Genomic DNA, 26,735 nt, shown 5'->3' with positions numbered 1-26,735 from the left:
GTGCGCCCCGAGCGGCGGCCGGGTCCCGCACGGTCAGTGGGCGTCGAGGGTGACGGTGAACGAGAAGCGGTCGCCGCGGTACTGGATGCGGGCCACGTCCAGTGCCCGGCCGTCCTCGCCGTGCACGATGCCCGTGTAGTGCAGGATCGGGCTCAGCAGCGGCACGCGCAGCAGCCGCGCGGTCTCCGGGTCCGCCAGCCGCGCCTCGACCGTGTCGGTGATCTGCCCGATCCGGGCACCCGCGACGTCGCGCAGCACCTTGGTCATGGGCCAGCGGACCAGGTCCTCCGGGTCGATCAGCGCGGCCAGCTCCGGCCGGACGTAGTTGCGCGCGTGGTTGGTCGGCTCCCCCGTCTTCTCGTCGCAGCGCAGCCGGTGGTACGTCGCCACCTCGGCCACGTCCGGGAAGTGCTCGACGAGTTCGGCGGGCACGGGCTCCCGGCCGTGGTCGAGCAGTTCCGTCGTCATGCCCGACTGCTGGGCCACGATCGCGTCGACCGAGCCCAGCAGCCGGACCGGCGCGCCCCGCGTGACGCCGGGTTCGATGAACGTGCCGCGCCGGCGGTGCCGGGTGATCAGCCCCTCGTCCTCCAGCTCCTTGAGCGCCTGCCGCATGGTCAGCACGCTCACCCCGTAGTGCTCCGCGAGCCGTTCCTCGGTGGGCAGGCGCAGCGGATCCTGCGGCGACCGCCCGAGTATCGAGGCGCGCAGGGACTGCGACACCTGATACCAGAGCGGCAGCTTGCGGTTCAGGACGATCGAGTCCGGGGCGAAGGAGGTCACGAGGGTATCCGTACCGTTCGCGGGCGTTCAGTGCAACGGGCGGTCACGATCGGTCGACCGGCCGGAAGTGCCGCTGGAGGCCCTGCCACACCTCGTCGTAGCCCTGCTGGAGGTGCTCCGCCCGTGCCGCCTGCTCCGTGGCGGTGACCGGCCAGCGCGTCTCGAACATGAAGGCGAGACCGTCGTCGATCCTCTGCGGCGCCAGCTCCGCGGCGCTCGCGCGGTCGAAGGTCTCCCGGTCGGGGCCGTGCGCCGACATCATGTTGTGCAGCGAGCCGCCCCCCGGCACGAAGCCCTCGGCCTTCGCGTCGTACGCGCCCTCGATGAGCCCCATGTACTCGCTCATCACGTTGCGGTGGAAGTACGGCGGCCGGAAGGTGTCCTCGCCCACCAGCCAGCGCGGCGCGAAGACGACGAAGTCCACACCGGCGAGGCCCGGGGTGTCGGACGGGGAGGTCAGCACCGTGAAGATCGACGGGTCCGGGTGGTCGTAGCTGATCGAGCCGATCACATTGAAGCGGCGGAGGTCGTAGACGTACGGCACATGGTTGCCGTGCCAGGCGACGACGTCCAGCGGAGAGTGGTCGTAGGTGGCCGACCAGAGGTTGCCGCAGAACTTGTTCACCACCTCGACGGGACCCTCGACGTCCTCGTGGGCGGCGACCGGGGCGAGGAAGTCGCGGGCGTTGGCGAGGCCGTTGGCGCCGATCGGGCCGAGGTCGGGGAGCTGGAACGGTGCCCCGTAGTTCTCGCACACGTAGCCGCGTGCCGACGGGGACCGCCCGTCGCCCGGGGCGTCGAGCAGCTCCACGCGGAAGCGCACCCCGCGGGGGACCAGGGCCACGTGCCCCGGCTCCACGCGCAGCAGCCCGAACTCCGTGCGCAGCAGCAGCCCTCCGCGCTCGGGCACGATCAGCAGCTCGCCGTCGGAGTCGCCGAACACCCGCTCCATCGACGCGTTGGCGTGGTAGAGGTGCACGGCAATGCCGGCGCGCTGGGCCGCGTCGCCGTTCCCGCCGAGGGTCCACAGCCCGGCCAGGAAGTCGGTGCCCGGCGAGGGCTCGGGCAGCGGGTTCCAGCGCAGCCGGTTCGGGTCGGGCACCGACTCGGTGAACGGCGCGGTGCGCACGGAGCCGTTGTCGACGCGGGTGAACGGGGGATGTGCCGCCGACGGCCGGATCCGGTACAGCCACGAGCGGCGGTTGTGCGCCCTGGGCTCGGTGAACGCCGATCCGCTGAGCTGCTCCGCGTACAGCCCGAGGGGCGCGCGCTGCGGAGAGTTGCGCCCGTGCGGGAGGGCGCCGGGCACGGCCTCCGAACTGTGCTCGTTGCCGAAGCCCGGGAGGTACGTCAGTGCCTCGGCGGTCCTCCGCCGTGCCTCGGCGCTGTTCGGCGCGTCCCCGCTCATGATCGCTCCCTCGTTCTGATTCCTATGCAACACCGTAGGATTCGCGGATTCGGCGCGCAAGGGGGCGGAGGGTGCCGGTCCGCCGCAGGCGGAACGATCCGGCCGGGACCGCGGAACGCGTGGGAACCCGACTTCAGGGGGATTCGGGCCGCCGGGGCGGTGCCCTAATCTCCCCCGCATGTCGTGGACGCGCGTATACGTCACCGCGCTCGCCGTCTGTGCCCTGCTCGGCGCCCTGCTCGCCGGTGCCACCGGCTGCGGCCGGGGCGGCGGGCCGCAGGGCGGCGGAGTGAGGCCGTCACCGGTGGGCAAGGTGCTGGAGGACACGGACGAGGAGGGGCGGCACTACCGTGAGATCGACGAGAAGGACGCGCCGGGCGTCGCCGTGGAGATCGAGCCCGACGCCGACGAGGACGGCTGGGACGTGCGGCTGACCGTCCACCGCTTCCGCTTCACGCCCGAGGGCGCGCGGACGACGGCCGAACCGGGCCGCGGATACGCGCTCCTGCGCCTGGACGGCCGTCCCCTGTCCCTGCTGCGCGGCCCGACCCACCACCTCGCGGGCGGCCTCGTCCCGCGCGGCACGCACCAGGTGACCGTGCGGCTGCACGCCGACGACGACACGGTGTGGGCGGTCGACGGGGAGCCCGTGGGCAGCACGGCGGACATCACGGTGTCCGACCCCGGCCCGGGAAGTGCCGCGAGCGGCGCTCCGTCCGCCGCGGACACGGGTCGGTGAGTGGTACGGGCATTGACTCCCGTACGGATGGGCACGGTTCACCGGACCCCGGCGGAAAGGCATCATGAAGCCCGTGCCCCCTGCGACCTCGTTGCGCCGCGCGCCCGTTCAGCGCCGTAGTGCCGAACGCCTCACCCGCATCCTCGACGCCTGCGCCGACCTCCTCGACGAGGTCGGCTACGACGCCCTGAGCACCCGTGCCGTCGCCGAGCGCGCCGGAGTGCCCATAGGTTCCGTCTACCGGTTCTTCGGGAACAAGCGGGCGATGGCGGACGCCCTCGCCCAGCGCAACCTGGAGGTGTACACCGAACGCGTCGGCGGACGCCTTCGGCTGACCGCCGGAGGGGGCGGCTGGCGCACGGCCATGGACGCCGTCCTGGACGAGTACCTCGCCATGAAGCGCACCGCGCCGGGCTTCTCGCTGGTCGACTTCGGCAACCAGATACCCGTCGGCTCCCGCGACGCCCAGCCCAACACCCGTGTCGCGGACCGGCTCACCGACATGGTCTGCGCCCACCTCGGACGCACCCCCGACGAGGACCTCCGCCGCACCTTCCTCGTCGCCGTCGAGGCCGCCGACGCCCTCGTGCACCTCGCCTTCCGGATGGACCCGGCCGGTGACGACCGCGTCATCGGGGAGACGCGCGGGCTGCTGCGGGCGTACCTGGCGCGGTCGCTCGACTGAGACGAACGGCCGGGGGGCGAGGGGCGGGGCCCGTGCCCCGGGTCCGGGAGATCCAGGGGAGCCGGGCACGCGCAGGGCGGGCGAAGGCCCTCGAAGGGCCGCGCGCAGGGCACGCGAAGGCCGCGCAAGGGGCCAGGGGGGCGCGAAGACCCCGTGCGAAGGCCGCGCAGGGCATCCGGGGGCGCGAATTCGCGACGTGACCCCCCGCCACCCCTCCCCACCATGCGTACCGGTCGGTATGCTCGGCGCGTCCGTGCGTCACCGTCGCCGCCACCCCTCCGGGAGGACCCGTGTCCACCACCCCCGACTCCCGTACAGCCCTGCGCATCTGCCCGCTCTGCGAAGCCACCTGCGGGCTCACGCTCACCATCGAGGGCACCCGGGTGGCACAGGCCCGCGGAGACCGCGACGACGTGTTCAGCAAGGGGTTCATCTGCCCCAAGGGCGCCTCTTTCGGGGCGGCCGACGGCGACCCCGACCGGCTGCGCACCCCACTCGTGCGCAAGGACGGCGAACTGCGCGAGGCCACCTGGGAGGAGGCCTTCGACGCGGTCGCCGCCGGACTGCGCCCCGTGGCCGAACGCCACGGCCCGCACGCCGTCGGCGTCGTGCTCGGCAACCCGAACGTGCACACCATGGCCGGCGCCCTCTACCCGACCGTCCTGCTCGCCGGACTCGGCACCCGCAGCCTGTTCACGGCGTCCACCGTCGACCAGATGCCCAAGCACGTCTCCAGCGGGCTCCTGTTCGGAGACGCCAACGCGATCCCGGTGCCCGACCTCGACCGCACCGACCACCTGCTGCTGATCGGCGCCAACCCCCTGGAGTCCAACGGGAGTCTGTGCACGGCACCCGACTTCCCCGGCAAGCTCAAGGCGCTCAGGACCCGCGGCGGCACGCTGACCGTCATCGATCCCCGCCGCACCCGTACGGCCAGGCTCGCCGACCGGCACGTGGCGATCCGCCCCGGCACCGACGCGCTGCTGCTCGCGGCCATGGCGCACGTCCTCTTCGAGGAAGGGCTCACCGACCTCGGCGAACTCACCCCGCTGGTCCAGGGACTCGACGAACTGGCCGCCGCGGTAAGCGACTTCACCCCCGAGGCGGCGGCCGGGGCATGCGACGTCGACGCCTCGGACATCAGGGCGCTGGCCCGCGAGCTGGCCGCCGCGCCCACCGCGGCCGTGTACGGGCGCATCGGGAGCTGCACCGTCCCGCACGGCACCCTGGCCAGTTGGCTGGTCGACGTGCTGAACATCCTCACCGGCAACCTCGACCGGCCCGGCGGCGCCCTCTTTCCCCAGGCCGCCACCGACCGGACGCCCCGGCCCGCGGGGCCCGGCCACGGCTTCCGGCTCGGCCGCTGGCACAGCCGCGTGAGCCGCCACCCGGAGGCCAAGGGCGAACTGCCGATCGCCGCGCTCGCCGAGGAGATCGACACCGCCACCGAGGAGGGCGAGCCGGTCCGCGCCCTCGTCGTCGTCGCCGCGAACCCCGTCCTGTCCACGCCCGACGGCGACCGCCTCGACAAGGCCCTCGGTTCACTGGACTTCATGGTCAGCGTCGACCCGTACCTCAACGAGACCTCGCGCCACGCCCATGTCGTGCTGCCCCCGCCCCCGCCCTCGCAGAGCCCGCACCACGACTTCGCGTTCAACACGCTCGCCGTCCGCAACCAGGTCCGCTACACACCCGCCGCCGTCCCGCTGGAGCCGGGCCGGATGGCCGAGACGGAGATCCTCGCCCGGCTCGTGCTCGCCGCCACCGGCATGCACGGCGCCGACCCCTCCGCCGTCGACACACTGGTCATCGACCAGACCCTCGGCAAGGCCGTCAAGGAGGCCCACTCGCCCGTGCACGGCCGCGACCCGCGCGAACTCGCCGGGCGGCTCACCGGTGCGAGCGGCCCCGAGCGGCGCCTCGACATGATGCTGCGCCTCGGCCCGTACGGCGACGGCTTCGGCGCCCGGCCTGACGGGCTCACCCTCGCCGGTCTGCTGGACCGGCCGCACGGCATCGACCTCGGCCCGCTCCGGCCGCGGCTGCCGCAGCCCCTCAAGACGCGCAGCGGACTCGTCGAACTCCTTCCGCCGCCCCTCGCCGACGACCTGCCCCGGCTCCGGGACGCGCTGCGCCGGCGCCCCGACGGCCTCGTCCTCGTGGGCCGCCGCCATCTGCGCTCCAACAACAGCTGGATGCACAACATCCCCGCCCTCACCGGCGGCACCAACCGCTGCACACTGCACATCCACCCGGACGACGCCAGACGGCTCGGCGTGGTGGACGGCGCCCCCGTGCGGGTCAAGGGCGCCGGAGGCGAGGTCGTCGCGCCCGCCGAGGTCACCGACACCGTCAGGCGCGGCGTCGTGAGCCTGCCGCACGGCTGGGGGCACGACCGGCCCGGCACCCGGCTGGGCCACGCCGCGGTCGAGCCCGGCGTCAACGTCAACCAGCTCCTGGACGGCAGCCTGCTCGACCCGCTGTCCGGCACGGCGGTGCTCAATGGCGTACCCATCGAGGTGGCGCCAGCAGGCACAACGCTGTGACCTGGAGTTTTGCGCTTATTGCTCGCGCGTCAACGTCTTGCTGAGCCTCGCGCGGCCGACCTAACGTCACTCGCACCGCCGGCCCTGGTGGGAGTTCAAGGGCGAACGTTAGGTGTCCATCCATGCTGACCATCCTCGGCTTCACCATGATCGCGACCTTCCTGGTCCTGATCATGGTGAAGAAGATGTCGCCGATCGCGGCGCTGGTGCTGATCCCGGCACTCTTCTGCGTGTTCGTCGGAAAGGGGGCCCATCTCGGCGACTACGTCATCGAAGGGGTGGGCAACCTCGCGCCCACCGCCGCGATGCTGATGTTCGCCATCGTGTACTTCGGCGTCATGATCGACGTCGGCCTCTTCGACCCGATCGTGAGGGGCATCCTGAGGTTCTGCAGGGCCGACCCGCTGCGCATCGTCGTCGGCACGGCCCTGCTCGCCGCGATCGTCTCGCTCGACGGCGACGGCTCCACGACGTTCATGATCACGGTCTCGGCGATGTACCCGCTCTACAAGCGCCTCGGGATGAGCCTCGTCGTGATGACGGGCGTCGCCGCCACCGCCAACGGCGTGATGAACACGCTGCCCTGGGGCGGTCCGACGGCCCGCGCCGCCACCGCGCTCAAGCTCGACGCCGGCGACATCTTCGTACCGATGATCCCCGCGCTCGCCGTCGGACTCGTCCTCGTCGTCGCCCTCGCGTACGTCCTCGGCCGCCGCGAGCGCAAGCGCCTCGGCGTGCTGGACCTCGACGACGTGCTCGCCGGCGGGGGGAGCCGGTCCGGGACGCCCGCCACCGGGGCCGTCCTGGTGGGCGCGGGCGCCGGAGTCCCCGGCGGTACGGGACGTACGCCCACGGCCCCGGGCGGCGCGGGCGCCGACGCTCCCGCGGTCGACACGATCGAAACGAACGACGCGCGTGGCGCGGGCGGTTCGGGCGGCGGCGGTACCACCGACCGGGACACCGCGGGCGGAGGAGCCGGCGGGAGCGGCGCGGAGCCGACCGGGGGCGCAGGGGAGACCGGGGGCGCCCGGGAGGCGACGGATGCCGAGGGCGACGTACGCCTTCAGGGGCTCGACCCCGACCGGCCGACGCTGAGGCCCCGGCTGTACTGGTTCAACGCGCTGCTGACGGTGGTCCTCCTGACCGCCATGATCACCGAACTGCTGCCGATCCCGGTCCTGTTCCTGCTCGCCGCCGCGCTCGCCCTCACGGTCAACTTCCCCCACATCCCCGACCAGAAGGACCGCCTCGCCGCGCACGCGGACAACGTCCTGAACGTGTCCGGCATGGTCTTCGCCGCCGCCGTGTTCACCGGCGTCCTCCAGGGCACCGGCATGGTCGACTCCATGGCGAAGTGGCTCGTCGACGGAATCCCCGAGGGCATGGGCCCGCACATGGCCGTCGTCACCGGCGTACTGAGCCTCCCGCTCACCTACTTCATGTCGAACGACGGCTTCTACTTCGGAGTCCTGCCGGTCCTCGCCGAGGCCGGCGCCGCGCACGGGGTCCCGCCGCTGGAGATCGCCCGCGCCTCGCTCGTCGGCCAGCCCCTGCACATGTCGAGCCCGCTCGTCCCCGCGGTGTACGTCCTCGTCGGCATGGCCGGGGTCGAGTTCGGCGACCACACCAGGTTCGTGGTCAAGTGGGCCGCGCTCACCTCGCTCACCGTGCTGGCCGCGGGCATCCTCTTCGGCATCATCTGACCTTCGGGGAAAGGGAGTTCGGACCGACCGATGCAGGACGTCACCGTGCGGCCCGGCGGGAGCCGCGGCTGGCTGCTCCGCCTCGTCATCGCTTTCGCCTTCGCGCAGGGGGCGGTGTCGATGGCCCGGCCCGCCGTCTCCTACCGGGCCCTGGCGCTGGGCGCGGACGAGGGCGCGATCGGCGTGATCGCGGGTGTCTACGCGCTGCTGCCGCTGTTCGCCGCCGTACCGCTCGGACGCCGTACCGACCACGGCAGGTGCGCCCCGCTGCTGCCCGCAGGTGCCGCCCTCGTCGCGGGCGGCTGCGCCTTCAGCGGTACGGCGGGCTCGCTCGCCGCGACGGCCGCCTGGAGCGGGGTCATGGGACTCGGGCACCTCGCGTTCGTGATCGGCGCGCAGTCGATCGTGGCCCGCCAGTCCGCGCCGCGTGAACAGGACCGGAACTTCGGCCACTTCACGATCGGCGCCTCGCTCGGACAACTGGTCGGACCGGTCGCGGCGGGCGCGCTGATCGGCGCCCCCGACATGGCAGGCACGAGCGCCCGCGCCCTGCTCGCGGCGGCCGCGGTCGCCGCCGTCTCGTTCCTCCCGCTGTGGCGCATCGAGCACCGGACGCCGCGACGGCCCCGCGCGGAACGGGGGGAGCGGGTGCCGGTCCACCGCATCCTGCGCACCCGGGGCGTGCCCGCCGGCATCTTCGTCAGCCTCGCCGTGCTGTCCGCGACCGACATCCTCACCGCGTACCTGCCGGTGGTCGGCGAGCACCGCGGCATCGCGCCCTCCGTGATCGGGCTGCTGCTGAGCCTGCGGGCGGCGGCCACCATCGCGTGCCGTCTGGTGATGACTCCGATGCTGCGGCTGCTGGGGCGGGCGGCGCTGCTCACCTGGACCTGCCTCCTGTCGGCACTGCTGTGCGCCGCGGTCGCGCTGCCCCTGCCGGTCGGGGCCCTCGCGGGGGTCCTCGCGCTGCTCGGCTTCTGCCTGGGCGTCGGACAGCCCCTGTCCATGACCACGGTGGTACGGGCGGCCCCGGACGGGGCCCGGTCCACGGCTCTCGCCCTGCGCCTGACGGGCAACCGGCTCGGCCAGGTCGCCGCGCCCGCCGCCGCGGGACTGGTCGCCGGGGTGTCGGGTGTCGCCGCGCCGTTCGTCCTGCTCGGGGCGCTGCTGCTCGTCGCCTCCGGGCTGGGGCTGCGGCAGGGGCGTACGTCGGCGGGACAGGACCGGGCGGAGGCGGCGGAGGCGGCGGGCGCCGCCGGGGTGACCGGAGCGGCCGGGGCCGTCGGAGCCGTCGGACCTGCGGCGCGGGCGGAGCCGGTGGACCGGCCGGCGTCCGCGGACCGGTAGGGGGCGCGGGGCCGCGCTCGGGCGGGGGTCGTGGGGCGGACGGAATCCTCGGCGCGGCCGGAACGCGCGAACCGGTGGAGGTGTTGCGGGTCGGGTGGCGGACGCCGGGGGGGCGCGGGCCGGGTGCCGGCCGCGAGTCGGTCGGGCCGCGAGTCGGGCGGGATGCGCGGAGGCGTCCGCGGAGGCGTACCCGGAGGCGTACACGGAGGCGTCGGCGGAGGCGGATCGCGGTGGCCGAACCCGACCGGGCCGGGCGGCAGTTGCCGGAAGCGTGAATTCCGTGCAGGCGGCCCGGTGTTCGAGCCGTCCGATCCCGCCAGAAGGCTTCCCCGGGGCGTGTGCGGTCCGTTAGCTTCCGTGACTCATGGGTCCCGTACGGCACCGTGCGGGACATCCGGCCGCGGAGCACCAGCGCCCAGTCAGACCCCGGGGGTCACCTCCCTATGTCACGCGCCATCTCCCTGCACCAGGTCAGCAAGTCCTACACGCGCGGGGTGCGCGTGGTGGAGCGGCTGTCGCTCGACATCGCGCCCGGCGAGTTCCTCGTGCTCCTCGGGCCGTCCGGCTGCGGCAAGTCGACCGTGCTGAGGATGATCGCCGGACTGGAGGACCCCACCGAGGGCGAGGTGCGGCTCGACGGCGCCTACGCGAACGAACTGCCGCCCGCCGACCGGGACGTGGCGATGGTCTTCCAGAACTACGCGCTCTACCCGGGCATGAGCAGCCGGGAGAACATCGGCTTCCCGCTGCGTCTGGAGGCCCCGAACGCCGACCCGGGCCCGCGCGTCGAGGCCACGGCCCGGATGCTCGGCATCGCGGACCTGCTCGACCGCTTCCCGCACCAGCTCTCCGGCGGCGAACGCCAACGGGTCGCCATGGGCCGGGCGATCGCCCGGCACCCCTCCGCGTTCCTGATGGACGAGCCGCTCTCCAACCTCGACGCCAAGCTCCGCAACCACCTGCGCGCCGAGATCGCCCAGCTCACCCGGACCCTCGGCGTCACCACGGTCTACGTCACCCACGACCAGGGGGAGGCGATGTCCCTCGGCGACCGGGTCGCGGTGCTGCGCGGGGGCGTCCTCCAGCAGCTCGGCACGCCGCGCACGGTCTACGCGCTGCCCGAGAACGTCTTCGTCGCCGCTTTCATCGGCACCCCTCGCATCAACCTGCTGCGCGGGATCGTCCTCGCGCCCCTCGACGGAGCCATGTCGATCGGCCTCGGCCGCCAGGCACTCGTCCTGCCCGAACCCCTGTGCCTTGACCACCAGTTGCTGCGGGTGCAGCAGGGGCGCGAGGTGATCGTCGGACTGCGTTCCGAGGCCGTGCGGCTGGCCCGGCCCTCGGACGCCCGGCCCGGCGAGGTGGCGATCAGCGGGCTCGTCGAGCACGTGGAGTTCCAGGGGCACGAGGTCCTCGTCCACCTCAACACCGGTTCGCGGCCCGCCCTCGTGCCGGACCTGGAGGCGCCGCGTGCCGCAGCCGGGTCCGCGGGGCGCCGCCGCAAGGAGGGCGGGGTCATCGGCCGGCTGCGGGGACGCGCGGGCGGGCTGCGCGCCGGGCCCGTCGTGGTCCTCGACCCGTCCGAGGAGACCGGCGCCGACCGGGACGACCCGCCGCCCCCCGACGGCCGGCTGCCGGGCGACCTGATCGTCCGTACGACGCCGGACCACGCGCTGCGGCACGGCATGCAGGTCCCGCTGCTCGTGGACCTCGCCCACCTGTTCGTCTTCGACCAGCGCGGCGTACGGATCTGCCCGGCCCCGGCACGCCTGCCCGACCTGGAGGAGTGAGCCCGGCGGGGACCCGGGCCGCGCCTGGCCCGCCGGGCCCGCCGGACCCCCGCCCGGCCGGACCCCGTACAGCCGGCGAGCGGCCCCGTACGCCCAGCCGACGGTCGGCGGCCCCGTACGGCGGACACCGGCCGACCCGGTCCTGTACGGCGGACACCGGCCGACCCGGTCCCGTACGGAGGACACCGGCCGACCCGGTCCCGTACGGAGGCCACCGGCCGACCCGGTCCTGTACGGCGGACACCGGCCGACCCGGTCCCGTACGGCGGACACCGGCCGGCGCTCCGGCGCGTGTCCGGGATGTCTCCGGGACCGGCCGTGCCTTCGGGCCGTCCAGGTCGCGCGCCCGCGCCGCCCAGGACGCACGCGGGGCCCTCCGCCGGGGCGCGCGGGCCCCGGACGGCGGGCCCGGAACCCGCGACACGTCCGGCTTGCGGCGGCCGCCCCTGGCGCGCAAAAACTATCACCGCTAGTTTGGGGGGCGGACGACGGCCAGGCGCGGGTGGCGGACGACGACGCCCCGCCCCCTTCCCGGGAGGATCGCATGAAGGCACACGACGGCATGTACATCGACGGCGCATGGCGCCCCGCCGCCGGGGCGGACACGATCGCCGTCGTGAACCCGGCCGACGAACAGGTCCTCGCGCACGTCCCGGCGGGCACGGCCGAGGACGTCGACGCGGCCGTGCGGGCGGCCCGGGCGGCCTTCCCCGCGTGGGCCGCGACACCGCCCGCCGAGCGCGCGGCACGCATCGGCGCCCTCCGGGACGTCCTGGTGGCCCGCGCCGACGAGATCGCCGCCACGGTCACCGCCGAACTCGGTTCGCCGCTGAAGTTCTCGCAGGCGGTGCACGTCGGGGCCCCCGTCGCGGTCGCCGGCTCGTACGCCGAGCTGGCCGCCTCGTACGCCTTCGAGGAGAAGGTCGGGAACTCGACCGTCCATCTGGAGCCGGTCGGCGTGGTCGGCGCGATCACGCCGTGGAACTACCCGCTCCACCAGATCGTCGCCAAGGTGGCCCCGGCCCTCGCGGCCGGCTGCACGGTCGTGCTGAAGCCCGCCGAGGACACCCCGCTGACCGCGCAGCTGTTCGCCGAGGCCGTCGACGAGGCGGGCGTCCCGGCAGGCGTCTTCAACCTCGTCACCGGCCTCGGACCGGTCGCGGGCCAGGCACTCGCCTCGCACGCCGGAGTGGACCTGGTCTCCTTCACCGGCTCGACCGCCGTCGGGCGGCGCATCGGCGCCACGGCCGGCGCGGCCGTCAAGCGGGTGGCCCTGGAACTGGGCGGCAAGTCCGCCAACGTCATCCTGCCGAGTGCCGACCTCGCCAAGGCGGTCAACGTCGGTGTGGCCAACGTGATGTCCAACTCCGGCCAGACGTGCAGCGCCTGGACCCGCATGCTGGTCCACGAGACGCAGTACGAGGAGGCGGTCGCGCTCGCCGGGGAGGCCGCCGCGAAGTACGCGGACCGCATCGGCCCCGTCGTCAACGCCAAGCAGCAGCAGCGCGTACGCGGCTACATCGAGAAGGGTGTCGCCGAGGGGGCGCGGCTGGTCGCGGGCGGTCCCGTGGCCCCGCGCGAGCAGGGGTACTTCGTGAGCCCCACCGTCTTCGCGGACGTCACCCCGGAGATGACCCTCGCGCAGGAGGAGATCTTCGGACCCGTGCTGTCCATCCTCCGCTACGAGGACGAGGAGGACGCCCTGCGGATCGCCAACGGCACCGTCTACGGGCTCGCGGGCGCGGTCTGGGCCGGCGACGAGGCGCAGGCGGTGGCCTTCGCGCGGCGCATGGAGACCGGGCAGGTCGACATCAACGGCGGGCGCTTCAACCCGCTCGCGCCCTTCGGCGGCTACAAGCAGTCCGGAGTCGGGCGCGAGCTGGGCTCGCACGGACTGGCCGAGTACCTCCAGACCAAGTCCCTCCAGTTCTAGAGGGGTGGCGGGCCCCGCGCCCCTCAGGCCCGGCAGGCCCCTCAGCCCTGTCAGTCCCATCAGTCCTGTTCAGTCCCGTCAGATCCAGGAGTTCTGCGCCCATGGTCCGCGCCGCCGTCCTGCCCGCCGTCGGATCTCCGCTGGAGATCACCGAGATCGAGTTGCCGGAACCCGGCCCCGGCCAGGTGCGGGTGCGTCTCGCCGCCGCCGGGGTCTGCCACTCCGACCTGTCGCTGTCCGACGGGACGATGCGGCTGCCGGTGCCCGCCGTGCTCGGCCACGAGGGCGCGGGCACCGTCGTCTCCGTCGGCCCGGGCGTCACGCACGTCGCGCCCGGGGACGGGGTGGTCCTCAACTGGGCGCCGTCGTGCGGAGCCTGCCACGCCTGCTCGCTCGGGGAGGTCTGGCTGTGCGCCGAGGCACTGACGGGTGCCGGTACCGTGCACGCCCGGCGCTCCTCCGACGGGACGGAGTTGTACCCGGGCCTGAACGTCGCCGCGTTCGCCGAGGAGACCGTGGTGGCCGCCGGGTGCGTGCTGCCCGCGCCGGACGGGATTCCGCTGGCCGACGCGGCACTGCTCGGCTGTGCCGTCCTCACCGGCTACGGGGCGGTCCACCACTCGGCGGCGGTACGGCCGGGGGAGACCGTCGCCGTGTTCGGGGTCGGCGGGGTCGGTCTCGCCGCCCTCCAGGCCGCCCGGATCGCCGGTGCGTCGACGATCGTCGCGGTCGACGTGTCCCCGGAGAAGGAGTCCCTCGCCCGGGAGGCGGGCGCGACCGAGTACGTGGTCGCCTCCGACACGACGGCCCGGGAGATCCGCGGCCTCACCGGCAAGCAGGGCGTCGACGTGGCCGTCGAGTGCGTGGGGCGTGCCGTCACGATCCGTACCGCCTGGGAGTCCACGCGGCGGGGCGGGCGTACGACGGTCGTCGGCATCGGCGGCAAGGACCAGCAGGTCACCTTCAACGCCCTGGAGATCTTCCACTGGGGCCGGACCCTCTCCGGCTGCGTCTTCGGCAACTCGGACCCGTCCCGCGACCTGCCCGTGCTGGCCGCCCACGTCCGCGCGGGCAGGCTGGACCTGCGCTCCATGGTCACGGAGCACATCGGTCTCGAGGACATTCCGGCGGCGTTCGACAACATGCTCGCGGGCAAGGGCGGCCGGGCGCTGGTGACGTTCCCGCCCGCCCCGGACGGACGGTGAGGCTGCCCGCCTCGGACGGGTGGTGAGAACGGCCGCCTCGGACGGACGGTGAGGCTGCCCGCCTCGGACGGGTGGTGAGAACGGCCGCCTCGGACGGACGGTGAGGCTGCCCGCCTCGGACGGGTGGTGAGAACGGCCGCCTCGGACGGGTGGTGAGGCTGCCCGCCCCGGACGGGCGGTGAGGACGACCGGACGGTACGGGTCGGCCGAGCCGGCCGGGGTGACCCGCGAGGCGGCGCCGGCGGGAGGCCGGGGGCGGGCGGGCGGGAGGCCTGGTCGCCTCCCGCCCAGCCCGCGTCCACCGGTGACGGTGCCGCCCGCCCGCGTCGGGCCGGCGGTCCGCGCCTCCGGGCCCTGATCAGTCCCGCTCGCGCTCCGGCCCCTGGCCCGCGTCGGCGGGCGCTTCCGCGGTGGCGCCCACCGCGGCAGCCGGCACCGGGCCGGGGCCCGCCGGGGCGTCGGCGGCCGCGTCGGGATCGGCACCCGCGGGAACCGCGGCTCCCGCGGCCGCCCGGGGGCGGGACCGCGACACCGCGACGCCCGCCAGGCACACCAGGCCGCCGCCGAGCGTGATCCAGCCCGGGACCTCGTCGAGGGCGACCCAGGACATCAGCACCACGAGCGCGGGGACCGCGTAGGTCGTCGCGCCCATCCTCCCGGCCGTCGTGCGGGCGAGGGCGAAGGCCCAGGTGGTGAAGGCGAGGGCGGTCGGGAAGACCCCCAGGTACAGCATGTTGAGCGTCGCGGACAGCGGGGCGTCGGCGGCGTCGGACACCAGTTGCCCGGCGAAGGGGAGACAGGCCGCCGCCCCGATCGCGCAGCCGTACGTCGTCACCTGGAGCGCGGATGCGTGCCGGAGGGCCGGCTTCTGGGCCACCACTCCGCCCGCGTACGCGACCGCCGCGAGCAGGCACAGCAGCACGCCGAGGACGGACGCGCTGCCCTCGCCCGACATCGACAGGCCGACGACCGCCGCGCCCGCGAAGGACACGGCCATGCCCGCGAGCAGCCGGGGCGGCAGACCCTCGTTGAGCAGCCGGCCCGCGAGCAGGGCCATCACCAGCGGGCCGACGTTCACCACCAGCGCGGCGGTGCCCGCGTCCACCTTCTGCTCGCCCCAGTTAAGCACCACCATGTAGAGCCCGAACCAGAGCAGTCCGGAGACCACGATCCCCGGCCAGGCCGCCCTGGGGGGCAAGCCCTCCCGCCGTATCAGGCAGATGACCCCGAGGACCAGCGCCCCGGCGAGCAGCCGGCCGAGCGCCAGGGCGCCGGGCGCGTACGCCTCGCCCGCGCTCCGGATGGACACGAACGCGGAGGCCCACAGGAGCACGGTGACCGTCGCGGCCGCGGCGGCGAGGAGTTCGGTGCGGCGCGGGGTTCGAACAGGCTTCATCACGGTCCAGAGGCTAAGCGGGGGGAGTGGAAAGGGCTCGCGATTTTCGGACCCGGCGGTCGGGCGGTGCGCCGCGGGACCCGGGCGGTCCGGCGGTGCGCCGCGCGGGCCGCGGCTCCCGGGTCACCGCAGGGTCCCCTCGGGGATACCGAGCAGCTCCGAGAGCGCCCGGCCGCCCCGGTCCGTGACCTTCAGCGCGCGCTCGGAACCGATGCGTACGCACCAGCCCGCCTCCAGGGCGTGCCGGCACAGGGCCGCGCCGGCCACTCCGGCCAGGTGCGGGCGCCGTTCCGTCCAGTCCAGGCAGGCGCGGGCCAGCGGGCGCCGCCCTGTCCGTACGAGGGGGACGCCGAGCCCGCCGAACCAGCGCAGCCCGTCGTCCGTGAGCGCGAAGCCCGTGTCCTGGCGGAGCAGCCCGAGGCCGGTGAGCGCGTCGGTGACGGCGATGCCGAGCCGCCCGGCCAGGTGGTCGTAGCAGGTGCGCCCGCGTGCCATGGCGCTGCCCGCGCCCGCCTCGCCGAGGGTGCGCGGGCGTGGGGCGGCGGTCGGCGGGGCCTGTGCGGCCAGGTCCTCGACGAGCTGGGCGGCCCGGGCGTCCGCGAGGCGTACGTACCGGTGGCGTCCCTGCCGCTCCTCGGCGAGCAGGCCGCCCGCGACCAGCTTGCCCAGGTGCTCGCTCGTCGTCGACGCGGCGACCCCCGCGTGGCGGGCGAGTTCACCGGCGGTCCAGGCGCGTCCGTCGAGCAGTGCCAGCAGGAAGCCGGCCCGTGTCTCGTCGGCCAGCAGGCCGGCGAGGGCCGCCAGGGCTGCGGCGCCGGGGTGTGTGCGGGGGGACATGCGTCCAGGATGGGGTACGGACGTTTCGGTGTGCGCCGAACCTTGGGCGCACGAGGTGCCGGCTGCGCCGCCGTGGTGGCTGGTCGCGCAGTTCCCCGCGCCCCCTTGGGGCCCTGCGGGCCTGTGGTGGTCTGTCGGCCGGCGCCGCCGTGGTGGCTGGTCGCGCAGTTCCCCGCGCCCCTTGGGGCCCTGCGGGCCTCCCACGTGGCCCGGGGGGCTGGTCAGGGGGGCAGGGCGTTGTACTGCTGGGTCAGGCCGTCCAGGAGGGCTGTGAGGCCTGTTTCGAAGGCTCGTTCGTCGATCTTCTCCTGCTGTTCGGCGAGGAGGTGGGCCTGGCCGAGGTGCGGGTAGTCGGCGGGGTCGTAGGCGGCCTCGTCGTCCACGAAGCCGCCCGCGAACGAGCCCAGCGCCGACCCCGTCACGAAGTACCGCATCAGCGCGCCGATGGAGGTCGCCGTGGACGGCGGCCAGCCGGCCGCGACCATCGCGCCGAAGACGGCGTCCGCGAGCCGCAGGCCGGCGGGCCTGCGGCCGGGGCCGCGGGCCAGCACCGGGACGATGTTCGGGTGGTCGCGCAGCGCCGCCCGGTACGAGACGGCCCAGTCGTGCAGCGCGGTGCGCCAGTCCCGGCCGTCCTGGAACATCGACAGGTCGACCTGCGCGCTGACGGAGTCCGCGACCGCCTCCAGGATCTGGTCCTTGGTGCGGAAGTGGTTGTAGAGGGACGGGCCGCTGACCCCCAGTTCGGCGGCGAGGCGGCGCGTCGAGAGGGCCGCCAGGCCCTCGGCGTCGACCAGTGACCGTGCCGTCTCGACGATGCGGTCGGTGCTGAGAAGGGGCTTGCGCGGTCGGGCCATGGCGCACATAGTAGGGCTGCGCAAACAAACTAGCAGTGCTAATTTAAATGTACGGCTTTCACATGGGGTGACGCGTCATGAACCTGGAGCTGAGCGAGGAGCAGACCGCCGTCCGGAGGCTCGCCAGGGACTTCGTGGACCGCGAGATCACCCCGAACGTCATCGGCTGGGACCGGGCGGAGGAGGTCGACCGCTCGATCGTGAAGAAGCTGGGCGAGGTCGGTTTCCTCGGGCTCACGATCGACGAGGAGTACGGCGGCTCCGGCGGCGACCACCTGGCGTACTGCCTCGTCACGGAGGAGCTGGGCCGGGGCGACTCCTCGGTGCGCGGCATCGTCTCGGTCTCCCTCGGCCTCGTCGCGAAGACGATCGCCTCCTGGGGGAGCGAGGAGCAGAAGCGCCGGTGGCTGCCGGGGCTCACCTCCGGCTCCTCCCTCGGCTGCTTCGGCCTCACCGAACCAGGCACGGGCTCCGACGCGGGCAACCTGGCGACCCGGGCCGTACGGGACGGCGACTCGTACGTGGTCAACGGCAGCAAGATGTTCATCACGAACGGCACCTGGGCGGACGTCGTACTGCTCTTCGCCCGCTCGACCGACGCGCCGGGGCACCGGGGTGTCTCCGCCTTCCTGGTGCCGGCCGACAGCCCCGGCCTGACCCGGCGCGCCGTGCACGGCAAGCTCGGACTGCGCGGCCAGGCCACCGCCGAACTCGTCCTGGAGGACGTGCGGGTGCCCGCCTCCGCGATGCTCGGCCCCGAGGGCAAGGGCTTCGCCGTGGCCATGTCCGCGCTGGCCAAGGGCCGGATGTCCGTCGCGGCGGGCTGCGTCGGGATCGCCCGGGCCGCGCTGGAGGCCGCCGTCGCGTACGCGACCGAGCGCGAGCAGTTCGGCAGGACCATCGCCCACCACCAGCTCGTCCAGGAGCTCCTCAGCGACATCGATGTCGACGTGGACGCCGCCCGCCTGCTCACCTGGCGCGTCGCCGACCTGATCGACCGCGGCGAGCCCTTCGCCACCGCCTCCTCCAAGGCCAAGCTCTTCGCCTCCGAGGCGGCCGTGCGCGCCGCGAACAACGCCCTCCAGGTGTTCGGCGGCTACGGGTACATCGACGAGTACCCGGTCGGCAAGCTGCTGCGCGACGCCCGCGTGATGACCCTCTACGAGGGCACCAGCCAGATACAGAAGCTGGTCATCGGCCGGGCGCTGACCGGGGTCTCGGCCTTCTGAGTACGCGGGCGCCGGACCCTGAGTAGCACGGCGGATGCGGCACGCGGCCGGCCTCGCCGACCCTGTGGTCATGAGTGACACACCGGTCAAGCAGCAGTCCACCGCCGCCTTCCACGGTCAGGCGGTCGCCTCGTTCGTGGTCGCCATGGTCGCCACGGGCGTCGGCATCCTGAAACTGGAGGCCGACACCTGGGTGCGCGCCTTCCTGGGCATCGCCGTCCTCTACCTGGTCACCTCGGCGTTCACCCTCGCCAAGGTCGTCCGCGACCGCCAGGAGGCCGGGCAGATCGTCAGCAGGGTCGACCAGGCCCGGCTGGAGAAGCTCCTAGCGGACCACGACCCGTACGAGAAGCTCTGAACGGGTGCCGGCGTCCGGCGGACGGGGCTAAGCGCTCGCTCAGTATCGGGGGTATGGTGTTCGTCCTGCCAAGAGATAGGGGCGAACCAGCGATGAGTACGGCGGAGGAGACGGTCGGCGGCGAGGCGCAGCCGTGGGCCGAGGTCACCCCTGACGCGGCCCGGCGGCTGCTCGTCGCCGCCGTGGAGGCCTTCGCCGAGCGCGGGTACCACGCGACGACGACCCGTGACATCGCGGGCCGCGCCGGCATGAGCCCGGCCGCGCTCTACATCCACTACAAGACCAAGGAAGAGCTGCTCCACCGGATCAGCAGCATCGGCCACGCCAAGGCGCTCGACATCCTGCGGACGGCGGCCGGGCGCGAGGGCACCGCGACCGAGCGGCTCGCGGACGCCGTCGGCTCGTTCGTGCGCTGGCACGCCGGCGGCCGGACCACCGCCCGCGTCGTGCAGTACGAACTGGACTCGCTGGGCCCGGAGGCCCGGGCCGAGATCATCGCCCTGCGCCGGCAGTGCGACGCCGAGGTGCGCGGGATCATCGAGGACGGTGTGGCCGAGGGGGCCTTCGACGTCCCCGACGTGCCGGGCACGACCCTCGCGGTGCTGTCCCTGTGCATCGACGTGGCCCGCTGGTTCAACGTCGGCGGAGCCCGCAGCCCGGAGGAGGTCGGCGCGCTGTACGCCGACCTCGTGCTGCGGATGGTCGGCGCGGAGCCCCTCGCGGGGCACGCGGAGCCGCGCGAGCTGCCCCGGAGCGCCCGGGGCTGACGCGCGGCGCGGCGGTCGGCGGTGGTCAGAAGTAGTAGCGGGACACGGATTCGGCCACGCAGACCGGCTTCTCGCCGCCCTCGCGTTCCACGGTGAACGCGACGGACACCTGCACCCCGCCCGCCACCTCCTCGACACCGGTGATCCCGGCAGTGGCGCGCAGCCGCGAGCCGACCGGCACGGGCGCCGGGAAGCGCACCTTGTTCGTGCCGTAGTTGACGCCCATCCGGACGCCCTCCACCGCGATGAGCTGCGGCCCGAACAGCGGCAGCAGCGACAGCGTGAGGTACCCGTGGGCGATGGTCGTCCCGAACGGGCCCGCCGCGGCCTTCTCCGGGTCCACGTGGATCCACTGGTGGTCGCCCGTGGCGTCCGCGAACAGGTCGATCCGCTTCTGGTCGACCTCCACCCAGTCGCTGTACCCCAGCTGTTCGCCCACCGCCGACCTCAGTTCGTCGGCGGACGTGAAGATCCTCGGCTCTGCCATGTCCCTGGCCTCCCGCGTCGCAATGTCTAAGCAACTGCTTAGCATGGTCGGGTGGAGGTTCCCTGTCAACGGACCGGGTGCGTGCCGCGGTCGGTAGGGTCACAGGGGTGCCCCAGATTCCCGAGAAGATCCATGAACTCACGGTCGGCCAGTTGTCGGCGCGCAGCGGCGCGGCAGTCTCGGCCCTGCACTTCTACGAGTCCAAGGGTTTGATCAGCAGCCGCCGCACCGCGGGCAACCAGCGCCGCTACCACCGTGACGCGCTGCGCCGCGTCGCCTTCGTACGGGCCGCCCAGCGCGTCGGCATCCCGCTGGCCACGATCCGCGACGCACTCGCCGAACTCCCCGAGGAGCGCACGCCGACCCGGGAGGACTGGGCCCGGCTGTCCGAGGCGTGGCGTTCGGAACTCGACGAGCGCATCAAGCAGTTGGGCCGTCTGCGCGACCACCTCACGGACTGCATCGGCTGCGGCTGCCTGTCCCTGGAGACCTGCGTGCTGTCCAACCCCGACGACGTCTTCGGCGAGCGGCAGAGCGGCTCCCGGCTCATGGTGGAGCGCGGGAAGCAGCGCTCGCAGCCCTCAGGGCGGCGCGAGAAGGAGCCCGGGAGCTGCCGCTGAGGCCGCCCCCGGGCGCCGCCCTCACTCGTACTCGGTGCCGCCCCTGCGGGTCAGATACGCCGGGCTGACAGCCTTCGCGATGGCCCGGCCGCCCGTCACCGCGCTGTACCGCTCGGTGGCGGGGCGGATCACGACCCCCTCGCGCAGATGCAGCCCGCGCCCCGACACCGTCTCGCGCCCGGACGCGAACTCCAGCACGCGTCCGATGTCGTACGGGCCCTCGTGGAGCCGTGGCACGAGCGGCAGTTCACCGTCGAGCAGCTCCCACGCGTCCAGCCAGCGGACCTCGCCGTCGATCTCGGCGGACACGTCGAACACGGCGTACCCGAGGCTCTCGCGCCGGCCGTCGGCGCCGTACGTGAGGTCCTGCACGCCCGCCCCGTACACCTCCGCGAAGACGCCGACCCGGCGCGCCCCGAGCCGCTCGGCGAGCCGGGCGGCGGCCCGGGCCACGCCGTGGCCGTGGATCGCGCGCCAGTAGAGGTTGCGCGGATCCTCCTTCAGGGCCAGGTGCTTGGCGCCGAAGCCCTTCGAGGAGACCTGGACGCGGCCGTCCTCGGCGAAGTGGGTGAGCAGGCAGGCCGTCCCGTGCAGCTTCTCGGTCAGGACCACGGGCTCGCCCGGGGCGAAGACGCCCGGGTGGCGCTGGATGTTCTCGATGTCGACCCAGGGCAGCAGATCGGGAGCCGGCTCCACGTCACCGCTCATGGCGGGCGGGATCGGCGGCACCCACTTGGTGATGCCGAGGCGTTCCGCGAAGTCCGTCCCCCGGGCGGCCTCCCGGGCGAGGTCGACGCCCGCCAGCGCCCTCGGCCGGCAGACGATGCCCTGCGACAGCTCGCCGCGCAGCCGCACCGCCTTGACGCGGTCCGCCGAACCGCCCGCGAGACGCCCCGTCAGACCCAGCTCCTCGATCAGCTCCGCGGGCAGCACGGACTGCTCCGGGATGTAGAGGGCGATCTCCCCGGTGCGGTAGGCGCCCTTGGCGACGACGGCCCGGTACAGGCCCACCTGGGCCAGTTCGAGCGCGTCGGCGTTCGGATGCTCGTGGACGGTCAGCACTTCGGCGGTGACGCGGAGGGTCGACATGGTGGTGCTCCTCGGTTCCTCAGCCGGTTCTCATCACCCCCAACTGTCCTGACGGCAAAGGGGTGGAGCGAGGGATTTCGGAGCTGCTAACCTCCTCGCCGCCCGCGCCGGGACCGGCCTGCGGAGCCTGGGGCAGCAGGGCCGCCCGGTCGCGACGCGCGCCGGGCCCGGCCGTACTCGACCAGCCCCGCCGCCACCAACTCGGCGTTGGAGGAGGCCCGTCGGCCGTCGGGCAGCAGCAGCGTGTCCTCCAGGCCGACGCGTGTCGCCAGGCCGAGGGCGCCGGCCAGCCGCAGCACGGGCCAGGTGCCGCCCTCCTCGCCGTGCAGCAGAACGGGCGGCCCCGGGAAGGGCGGCGCTCCCGGTGCGGCGGGTACCACCGGCGGGACGGGCCGGATCGAGGCCAGCAGCGCCCTCGCGGTGTCCGCGGCCGTGCGGGGGTCAGGGTCCGTCACCTCGGCCAGCACCCGCAGCACCCGGGTGCGCAGCGGTGACGCCGCGAACCGCGCAGCCCCGTCCGTCTCGGACCAGATGCCCGCCTCGACGCCCACGCCCCGTTCCATGAGCGCGGCCGCCGACTCCTCCGCCCCCGGCTCGTGCCAGTTGACCGAGGCGTGGTCGGGGAGCACGGCCCAGGCGCGGATCCGCGCGACCCGGGCGGCCGGATCGGGCTCGGCCCAGGCCCCGGTGGTCACCCCGACGGGAACCCGTAGGCGTGAACGCACCGCTTCCAGCGTCGCCGCGACCGCTTTCGGGGACAATGTGTCATGTCCACACGGGGACTTGGGGTGCAGATGGACGTCCGACGCACCCGCCTCGACCGCCCGGGCGGCGGAGGCGGCCATGTCCCCCGGCGACAACGGCACACCCGCACCGTCGCCCGACCCGCGGGTCCCGTTCAGACAGACCTGCACCATGCCCCCGATGGTGCCAGGCGCACCGACACACAGCTCCCGGCCGGCCGGGCCGGGAGGGCCAGGAGCACGCATGAGTCTTGTCGTCTGTTCACTGAAATGGGACGCCGCCCACTCGGGGACGCAGAAGATCCGGTACGACAAGGACGGCTACCACCTCGTCCGCTTCCCGTACACGGCCGGCGGGGAGTCCTACGACCCCTGGCGGATGCACGACCCCTCGCACGGCGCGAGCACCGTGTCGGCGTTCCCCGACGCCCGGTCGGGCCTCGTCTGGCCCAGCCACGACGGCTGGGCGGTCCTGTCCGCGATGGTCTTCTGGACGTCGGACGCCCGCGCGATCGAATACCGCGCCCGCTTCGTGCGGGACCCCCTGGGGTCGTCGACGGGTTACGACTCGACGGCCACCGCCGACTCGGCGATCACCCGGGGAGGGCAGTACCGCACCTACCTCTGGCAGATGTTCGTGACCCGCGGGACCCCTGTCGGCCTGAAGGTCTCGGCCCGCGGGGCGAGGGACACGAGGATCTCCACGCCCCTCACCCTCGCCGAGTTCAAGCTCGCCATCCACACCGACGTGAAGACCCCCTGAGCCGCCGGGGACGCGGTCGGCCGCCCGAACCCGCGACCCGCGCGGCCCCGCTGCTCCTGCCCGGTCCCGCACGGCGGCGGTCCGGAAGCCCGTCGGGCACCCGCCTGTCGTCCCCGCGGCAGGGCGCCGGACGCGAACCGCGGGCCGGACCCGCGACCGCCGCCGGGTGTCCGTGGGCCGGACCCGCGACCGCCGCCGGGCGGACGCCGACGGCCACCCCGTCCCGCACCCGCGCCGGAGCGCTCCGGCGCGCCCGTGCGGGATTCCGGCGCGTACACCGCGCGGGCCGCCACCTGGACGCCCGCGTGCGTCACCGCGATCGCCCGTCCGCCCGCCGACTTCGCGTTCTCGACCCGGGCGACGGGAACCGCGCGCCCCCTGCGGGCGGCCCTCCGCCGCGCGGCGCGCCGCGCCCGACGCCGCGCGGCGATCGGCCGGGTACCTCTGACGGCCCCCGGCGACACCGGTCGGCCTCAGACGGCAACCGACAGCAGTACGCGTCCGCGTCTGGACGCTGCCAGTGCCTCGGGGGTGAGGACCGGCCGCGGCACCACGATGCCGCACGCCGTGCAGACAGGACCCGATGACGGCTCGTGGGCCAGGTCGTACTTCCAGGTGAGGCGCTCGCCCGCACACACGGGGCAGACGGCGCCCGGCTCGCGCTCCAGGGCGGCGATCAGCCGGCGCAGCACCTCGGCCAGCGGCTCATGGGGATGGACCCGCGGGTCGTCGCACCACGCGACCCCGAAGCCGCCCCAGGTGAGCCGGTGCCAGTCGTCCACGCTGCCGGGGCTGCGCAGACCGTCGTGCTTCTCCTTCTTGCGGCGCTGGGCGAACCCGGCCTCGTAGGCCAGCCAGACGGAACGCGCCTCCTCCAGCTCGTCCAGTGCGGCCACGAGCCGCGCCGGATCGGGGGACCGGTCCTCGGGACCGAACCCGGCCCGGGAGCAGAGATGGTCCCAGGTCGCCCGGTGACCGTAGGGAGCGAACCTCTCAAGGCACTTGCGCAGTGAATAGCGCCGAAGTGCCAGATCGCTCCTCGGGTCGCGCACCTGTCTCGCCAGACTCCGGAAACCGGCCATCGCCCTGCACCTCCGTCACACCTGCACCTGTACTTCGGTCACTTCGGCGTCGTCGTAAGGACGTCGTCGAATAGACGTATCGACACGCGATTCGGCTCCATCTGTTTTTCCGGCCGTCGCCCCTCGGCCGCCGAACCCCGGTTCCGTGCCTTCCGCCAGGCACTTGCCGGCCGATCGCCGGGTGCCTCCCGGCCGTCGGCCGCCGGCACCGCGCCGACGGGGCTCCTTCGGCGCGGCGCCGGAGGTGACGCACGGTCATCTCCGACCGTAGGAGCACGGCCGGTGGCGTCCGGCCCGCCCCGTCGCGAGGAGCCGGCCGTGCACGGCCCGCCCCACGCGCCTTCCTCGACAGGCGGAGAACTCCCGGCGGATTCCCCGAGTTCCTCATGGGCGCATCCATGTGTGGTCTCGTGAGCGGTCTTTTGTCACCGTTTTCCCGGTGGGCCGCCGCTGACACCACCTCCGTGGGGGGCCGAGGACGACCACCGGGACGCCCGGTGCTCCGGCATCCAGGCCCCGGCCGGAACGGCGACGACGACTCCGCCGGCACTCCCGCCGGGCGGGCCTTCGGGACCCTGCCCGCCCGCACGGAAGACCTGCTCAGGCCCGGTGCCGAGCCGCTCCAGGGGCACTCGGTGCCCACCGGCGCCGAGGTCGGCGACCTCCTCCGCGGCTCCTCGCGAGGGGGTCCCGCCGGCCGGGTGGCCCCGACCACGGGTCCGCCGGGCGCACCGGCGCGGCGGCCGTCCGGGACGGGAGGCCCGGTGTGCCGCACATCACGGGCACCACGCGCCGCGGCACCGAGAGGGGCGCCGGGCACGCGGCGGCCCGGGACCGGTCGCGGCCCATGGACGGCCTCCGTCACGTCGGGCGCGGCGGCCCGGCCCCCTTCGAGGGCGTCAGCGGATCCGGCCCGCCGCCAGCACCACCCGGGCCAGCTCCGGGCGGCAGACGTCGTGATGCGCCCCCGCAGGGGGGCCGCCCTCCCTCACCACGGCGGACGCGTCGACGCTGACGCAGCCGGACACGGGCAGCGGTGTGCGCAGCGCCTCGGCATGCCCGAAGGCCCGGGTGCCGGGCACCGCCAGGATCCCGTCGTGGCCGAGCGCGCCCCACCGGTCCTCCGGCGGACCGGGCCGACCGGGGTCCGCCGCAGGCCGGGTGCCCCCCGCCCTGCGGGAGGCCGGCGGGTAGAACGTGCCGAGAGCGGTGTCGTGCCGCGAGTAGCAGCACACCAGGGGGCCGTCGATACGGTTCTGGAAGCCGGACAGGACACCGCTGTCACGGGCGTCCTGCGGCAGGCGGGGCGCGAACGCGTAGTGCGAGAAGGCCGCCTGGAGCAGCGTCACGGACTTCACGGTCCGCACCCCGCGGGGCAGTCCGCGCAGCGCGAAGGAGACCAGGCGCCCACCGGCGCCGTGGCCCACGAGGTGCACGCGCAGCCCCGGAGCGGACCGCGCGAGGCGACCCACCACCCGCCCCAGTCCCCGTTCGCCGACCGCGCCGGCCCGCCGCTTCATCGCGAAGTACGCGGCCTGGCGCAGCAGTTCGTGCGCGCCGTGCCAGACCTTGGGGAAGCCGACCGGGTCCGCGGCCGCGCCGTTCGCGCCGATCGGCCGCTGTCGCTCGGGAGTCAGCGCCCGGCACGTCGGCACGGGATCGCCGACGAGCATCGCCGGTTCGTCACCGGGGTGTTCCTCGGCCCGCGTGTCGGCGGCGAAGGCGGCCTGCGGGGCCTCCGGCCGCAGCGCGACGAGCAGCCGCACCAGCCGGCCGAACTCCGCCAGCGCGGCGTCCTCCGCCGGTTGCCGGTCGAGCATCCGGGAGAGCTGGTCGATCAGTGTGGCGCGGCCCGGGAAGACGTCCAGCAGGGCGCCGAGGGTCCCCTTGTCCAGGGCCGGGCCCGCCTGCGCCGCGGCAGGACCGGCGCCCGGCAGCGCCTCGTCCATGAACCGCATCGACGGCCACACCACGCCCGCGTACCCGAGGCGGGCGTGCGGCGCGAGGCCGGGGAACAGGCCGAGGAAGCGGTTCTGGAAGCGGTCGGCGCCCGACGGGTCGTCGTACCGGCCGTGCGCGAACACGATCAGGTCCTTGACGCCCCGCTCCGGTGCCTCCCGGAGCAGCCGGTCGCGCTGCCCGCCGTCCACGTCCCCGTCGGCGTCGAAGGACAGCTCCCAGTAAGGAGCCGCGCCCATCCCGGGAACCGCCATGACGAGCCTCCTTCGGCCACCGTGCCCCGCCCACCGGCGCGTATCGTCCCGCCTGCGCGGGGAGTTGGCCATACGGCCGGTCCGGTCGGGCCCGCCCGAACTCCCGTCCGGCGCGTCGCCCGGACGCTGGACGCCGGACGCCGGACGCCGGACGC

Annotated in this window: 23 protein-coding genes and 2 pseudogenes; 14 read left to right on the top strand and 11 right to left on the bottom strand. The window is 74.3% G+C overall.

The genetic code is table 11. The features are described 5' to 3' along the window. Positions 1-33: 33 nt before the first annotated feature. Together IE265_RS08130 and hmgA are read right to left on the bottom strand one after the other, a co-directional pair. A complete protein-coding gene (locus tag IE265_RS08130; RefSeq protein ID WP_190034695.1) occupies positions 34-783 on the bottom strand; it encodes a GntR family transcriptional regulator in 750 nt (249 codons plus the stop codon). 43 nt (positions 784-826) lie between these two features. Beyond that, positions 827-2,191, bottom strand: a complete 1,365-nt coding sequence (gene hmgA, locus IE265_RS08125) for a homogentisate 1,2-dioxygenase (protein ID WP_190034694.1) — start codon at positions 2,189-2,191, stop codon at positions 827-829. 178 nt (positions 2,192-2,369) lie between these two features. On the opposite strand from hmgA, the gene IE265_RS08120 reads away from it, so the two are divergent. The 8 genes from IE265_RS08120 to IE265_RS08085 all read left to right on the top strand — a co-directional run bounded on the left by IE265_RS08120 (position 2,370) and on the right by IE265_RS08085 (position 14,139). Beyond that, on the top strand, positions 2,370-2,930 hold the full coding sequence (locus IE265_RS08120) for a hypothetical protein (RefSeq protein WP_190034693.1): 561 nt from the start codon (positions 2,370-2,372) through the stop codon (positions 2,928-2,930). 64 nt (positions 2,931-2,994) lie between these two features. Next, entirely contained in the window at positions 2,995-3,615 is a 621-nt protein-coding gene (locus IE265_RS08115; protein WP_190034692.1) for a TetR/AcrR family transcriptional regulator, read from the top strand. Between the two features lie 290 nt (positions 3,616-3,905). Then, positions 3,906-6,161 carry a molybdopterin oxidoreductase family protein gene (locus tag IE265_RS08110; protein WP_190034691.1) on the top strand — a complete coding sequence of 752 codons (2,256 nt, stop codon included), beginning with the start codon at positions 3,906-3,908 and terminating at the stop codon, positions 6,159-6,161. A 122-nt stretch (positions 6,162-6,283) separates the two neighbouring features. Continuing rightward, positions 6,284-7,864 (top strand): CitMHS family transporter, encoded by a 1,581-nt coding sequence (locus tag IE265_RS08105; RefSeq protein WP_190034690.1) that lies wholly within the window; start codon positions 6,284-6,286, stop codon positions 7,862-7,864. Between the two features lie 45 nt (positions 7,865-7,909). After that, entirely contained in the window at positions 7,910-9,211 is a 1,302-nt protein-coding gene (locus IE265_RS08100) for an MFS transporter (protein ID WP_190034817.1), read from the top strand. Positions 9,212-9,654: 443 nt separating this feature from the next. After that, the gene (locus IE265_RS08095; RefSeq protein WP_190034689.1) at positions 9,655-11,001 is read left to right on the top strand and encodes an ABC transporter ATP-binding protein; all 1,347 of its coding nucleotides are present in this window, start codon (positions 9,655-9,657) and stop codon (positions 10,999-11,001) included. 544 nt (positions 11,002-11,545) lie between these two features. Beyond that, the gene (locus IE265_RS08090) at positions 11,546-12,934 is read left to right on the top strand and encodes an aldehyde dehydrogenase family protein (protein WP_190034688.1); all 1,389 of its coding nucleotides are present in this window, start codon (positions 11,546-11,548) and stop codon (positions 12,932-12,934) included. 101 nt (positions 12,935-13,035) lie between these two features. Beyond that, a complete protein-coding gene (locus tag IE265_RS08085) occupies positions 13,036-14,139 on the top strand; it encodes a Zn-dependent alcohol dehydrogenase (protein ID WP_190034687.1) in 1,104 nt (367 codons plus the stop codon). A gap of 358 nt (positions 14,140-14,497) precedes the next feature. Here IE265_RS08085 and IE265_RS08080 read toward each other — a convergent pair whose 3' ends face one another. The 3 genes from IE265_RS08080 to IE265_RS08070 form a co-directional block, all read right to left on the bottom strand. Next, the gene (locus tag IE265_RS08080) at positions 14,498-15,535 is read right to left on the bottom strand and encodes a DMT family transporter (RefSeq protein ID WP_190034686.1); all 1,038 of its coding nucleotides are present in this window, start codon (positions 15,533-15,535) and stop codon (positions 14,498-14,500) included. A gap of 123 nt (positions 15,536-15,658) precedes the next feature. After that, the gene (locus IE265_RS08075; protein ID WP_190034685.1) at positions 15,659-16,372 is read right to left on the bottom strand and encodes an ArsR/SmtB family transcription factor; all 714 of its coding nucleotides are present in this window, start codon (positions 16,370-16,372) and stop codon (positions 15,659-15,661) included. A 221-nt stretch (positions 16,373-16,593) separates the two neighbouring features. Next, on the bottom strand, positions 16,594-17,229 hold the full coding sequence (locus tag IE265_RS08070) for a TetR/AcrR family transcriptional regulator (RefSeq protein ID WP_190034684.1): 636 nt from the start codon (positions 17,227-17,229) through the stop codon (positions 16,594-16,596). Between the two features lie 77 nt (positions 17,230-17,306). Here IE265_RS08070 and IE265_RS08065 point away from each other — a divergent pair, with 77 nt between their 5' ends. From IE265_RS08065 to IE265_RS08055, 3 genes are all read left to right on the top strand, one after another. Beyond that, complete coding sequence (locus tag IE265_RS08065) at positions 17,307-18,458, top strand: acyl-CoA dehydrogenase family protein (RefSeq protein WP_190034683.1); 1,152 nt, start codon at positions 17,307-17,309, stop codon at positions 18,456-18,458. 70 nt (positions 18,459-18,528) lie between these two features. Beyond that, positions 18,529-18,816 carry a YiaA/YiaB family inner membrane protein gene (locus IE265_RS08060; RefSeq protein ID WP_190034682.1) on the top strand — a complete coding sequence of 96 codons (288 nt, stop codon included), beginning with the start codon at positions 18,529-18,531 and terminating at the stop codon, positions 18,814-18,816. A 92-nt stretch (positions 18,817-18,908) separates the two neighbouring features. Beyond that, a complete protein-coding gene (locus tag IE265_RS08055) occupies positions 18,909-19,583 on the top strand; it encodes a TetR/AcrR family transcriptional regulator (protein WP_190034681.1) in 675 nt (224 codons plus the stop codon). A 25-nt stretch (positions 19,584-19,608) separates the two neighbouring features. On the opposite strand, the gene IE265_RS08050 is transcribed toward IE265_RS08055, so the two are convergent. After that, the gene (locus IE265_RS08050) at positions 19,609-20,070 is read right to left on the bottom strand and encodes a MaoC family dehydratase (RefSeq protein ID WP_190034680.1); all 462 of its coding nucleotides are present in this window, start codon (positions 20,068-20,070) and stop codon (positions 19,609-19,611) included. 107 nt (positions 20,071-20,177) lie between these two features. Here IE265_RS08050 and soxR point away from each other — a divergent pair, with 107 nt between their 5' ends. Continuing rightward, positions 20,178-20,690 carry a redox-sensitive transcriptional activator SoxR gene (gene soxR / locus IE265_RS08045; protein WP_190034679.1) on the top strand — a complete coding sequence of 171 codons (513 nt, stop codon included), beginning with the start codon at positions 20,178-20,180 and terminating at the stop codon, positions 20,688-20,690. A 21-nt stretch (positions 20,691-20,711) separates the two neighbouring features. Here soxR and IE265_RS08040 read toward each other — a convergent pair whose 3' ends face one another. Continuing rightward, the gene (locus tag IE265_RS08040; protein ID WP_190034678.1) at positions 20,712-21,779 is read right to left on the bottom strand and encodes an RNA ligase (ATP); all 1,068 of its coding nucleotides are present in this window, start codon (positions 21,777-21,779) and stop codon (positions 20,712-20,714) included. An 86-nt stretch (positions 21,780-21,865) separates the two neighbouring features. After that, positions 21,866-22,696, bottom strand: coding sequence for a 3-keto-5-aminohexanoate cleavage protein (locus IE265_RS08035; protein ID WP_190034677.1), 831 nt, complete (start codon positions 22,694-22,696; stop codon positions 21,866-21,868). Positions 22,697-22,766: 70 nt separating this feature from the next. Here IE265_RS08035 and IE265_RS08030 point away from each other — a divergent pair, with 70 nt between their 5' ends. Continuing rightward, the gene (locus IE265_RS08030; protein WP_190034676.1) at positions 22,767-23,285 is read left to right on the top strand and encodes a hypothetical protein; all 519 of its coding nucleotides are present in this window, start codon (positions 22,767-22,769) and stop codon (positions 23,283-23,285) included. A gap of 194 nt (positions 23,286-23,479) precedes the next feature. Here IE265_RS08030 and IE265_RS39240 read toward each other — a convergent pair. Together IE265_RS39240 and IE265_RS08025 are read right to left on the bottom strand one after the other, a co-directional pair. After that, positions 23,480-23,647: pseudogene (locus IE265_RS39240) on the bottom strand (diaminopimelate decarboxylase); the annotation flags it as partial. Positions 23,648-23,758: 111 nt separating this feature from the next. Continuing rightward, entirely contained in the window at positions 23,759-24,367 is a 609-nt protein-coding gene (locus tag IE265_RS08025) for a hypothetical protein (protein WP_190034675.1), read from the bottom strand. Positions 24,368-25,127: 760 nt separating this feature from the next. Between IE265_RS08025 and IE265_RS08020 the strand changes: the two are divergent. Continuing rightward, positions 25,128-25,382, top strand: a pseudogene (locus IE265_RS08020) (penicillin acylase family protein); the annotation flags it as partial. Here the strand turns inward: IE265_RS08020 and IE265_RS08015 are convergent. Next, positions 25,267-26,580: a serine-threonine protein kinase gene (locus IE265_RS08015; protein ID WP_190034673.1), complete on the bottom strand. Its 1,314-nt coding sequence runs from the start codon at positions 26,578-26,580 to the stop codon at positions 25,267-25,269. The pseudogene IE265_RS08020 and the gene IE265_RS08015 sit on opposite strands and share 116 nt — an antisense overlap. Between the last annotated feature and the right edge of the window lie 155 nt (positions 26,581-26,735).

Source organism: Streptomyces fructofermentans, assembly GCF_014651055.1.
Taxonomy (GTDB): Bacteria; Actinomycetota; Actinomycetes; order Streptomycetales; family Streptomycetaceae; genus Streptomyces; species Streptomyces fructofermentans.
This window is presented reverse-complemented; position numbering and strand designations above follow the sequence as displayed.

Bases quoted from the DNA above. Each gene is read 5' to 3' on its own strand.
- IE265_RS08085 (WP_190034687.1), top strand. From the start codon at position 13,036: ATGGTCCGCGCCGCCGTCCTGCCCGCCGTCGGATCTCCGCTGGAGATC.
- IE265_RS08055 (WP_190034681.1), top strand. From the start codon at position 18,909: ATGAGTACGGCGGAGGAGACGGTCGGCGGCGAGGCGCAGCCGTGGGCC.
- IE265_RS08070 (WP_190034684.1), bottom strand. From the start codon at position 17,229: ATGGCCCGACCGCGCAAGCCCCTTCTCAGCACCGACCGCATCGTCGAG.
- IE265_RS08060 (WP_190034682.1), top strand. From the start codon at position 18,529: ATGAGTGACACACCGGTCAAGCAGCAGTCCACCGCCGCCTTCCACGGT.
- hmgA (WP_190034694.1), bottom strand. From the start codon at position 2,191: ATGAGCGGGGACGCGCCGAACAGCGCCGAGGCACGGCGGAGGACCGCC.
- IE265_RS08065 (WP_190034683.1), top strand. From the start codon at position 17,307: ATGAACCTGGAGCTGAGCGAGGAGCAGACCGCCGTCCGGAGGCTCGCC.
- IE265_RS08050 (WP_190034680.1), bottom strand. From the start codon at position 20,070: ATGGCAGAGCCGAGGATCTTCACGTCCGCCGACGAACTGAGGTCGGCG.
- IE265_RS08080 (WP_190034686.1), bottom strand. From the start codon at position 15,535: ATGAAGCCTGTTCGAACCCCGCGCCGCACCGAACTCCTCGCCGCCGCG.
- IE265_RS08030 (WP_190034676.1), top strand. From the start codon at position 22,767: ATGAGTCTTGTCGTCTGTTCACTGAAATGGGACGCCGCCCACTCGGGG.
- IE265_RS08015 (WP_190034673.1), bottom strand. From the start codon at position 26,580: ATGGCGGTTCCCGGGATGGGCGCGGCTCCTTACTGGGAGCTGTCCTTC.
- IE265_RS08090 (WP_190034688.1), top strand. From the start codon at position 11,546: ATGAAGGCACACGACGGCATGTACATCGACGGCGCATGGCGCCCCGCC.
- IE265_RS08025 (WP_190034675.1), bottom strand. From the start codon at position 24,367: ATGGCCGGTTTCCGGAGTCTGGCGAGACAGGTGCGCGACCCGAGGAGC.
- IE265_RS08035 (WP_190034677.1), bottom strand. From the start codon at position 22,696: ATGGTGCAGGTCTGTCTGAACGGGACCCGCGGGTCGGGCGACGGTGCG.
- IE265_RS08115 (WP_190034692.1), top strand. From the start codon at position 2,995: ATGAAGCCCGTGCCCCCTGCGACCTCGTTGCGCCGCGCGCCCGTTCAG.
- IE265_RS08040 (WP_190034678.1), bottom strand. From the start codon at position 21,779: ATGTCGACCCTCCGCGTCACCGCCGAAGTGCTGACCGTCCACGAGCAT.
- IE265_RS08120 (WP_190034693.1), top strand. From the start codon at position 2,370: ATGTCGTGGACGCGCGTATACGTCACCGCGCTCGCCGTCTGTGCCCTG.
- IE265_RS08105 (WP_190034690.1), top strand. From the start codon at position 6,284: ATGCTGACCATCCTCGGCTTCACCATGATCGCGACCTTCCTGGTCCTG.
- IE265_RS08095 (WP_190034689.1), top strand. From the start codon at position 9,655: ATGTCACGCGCCATCTCCCTGCACCAGGTCAGCAAGTCCTACACGCGC.
- IE265_RS08075 (WP_190034685.1), bottom strand. From the start codon at position 16,372: ATGTCCCCCCGCACACACCCCGGCGCCGCAGCCCTGGCGGCCCTCGCC.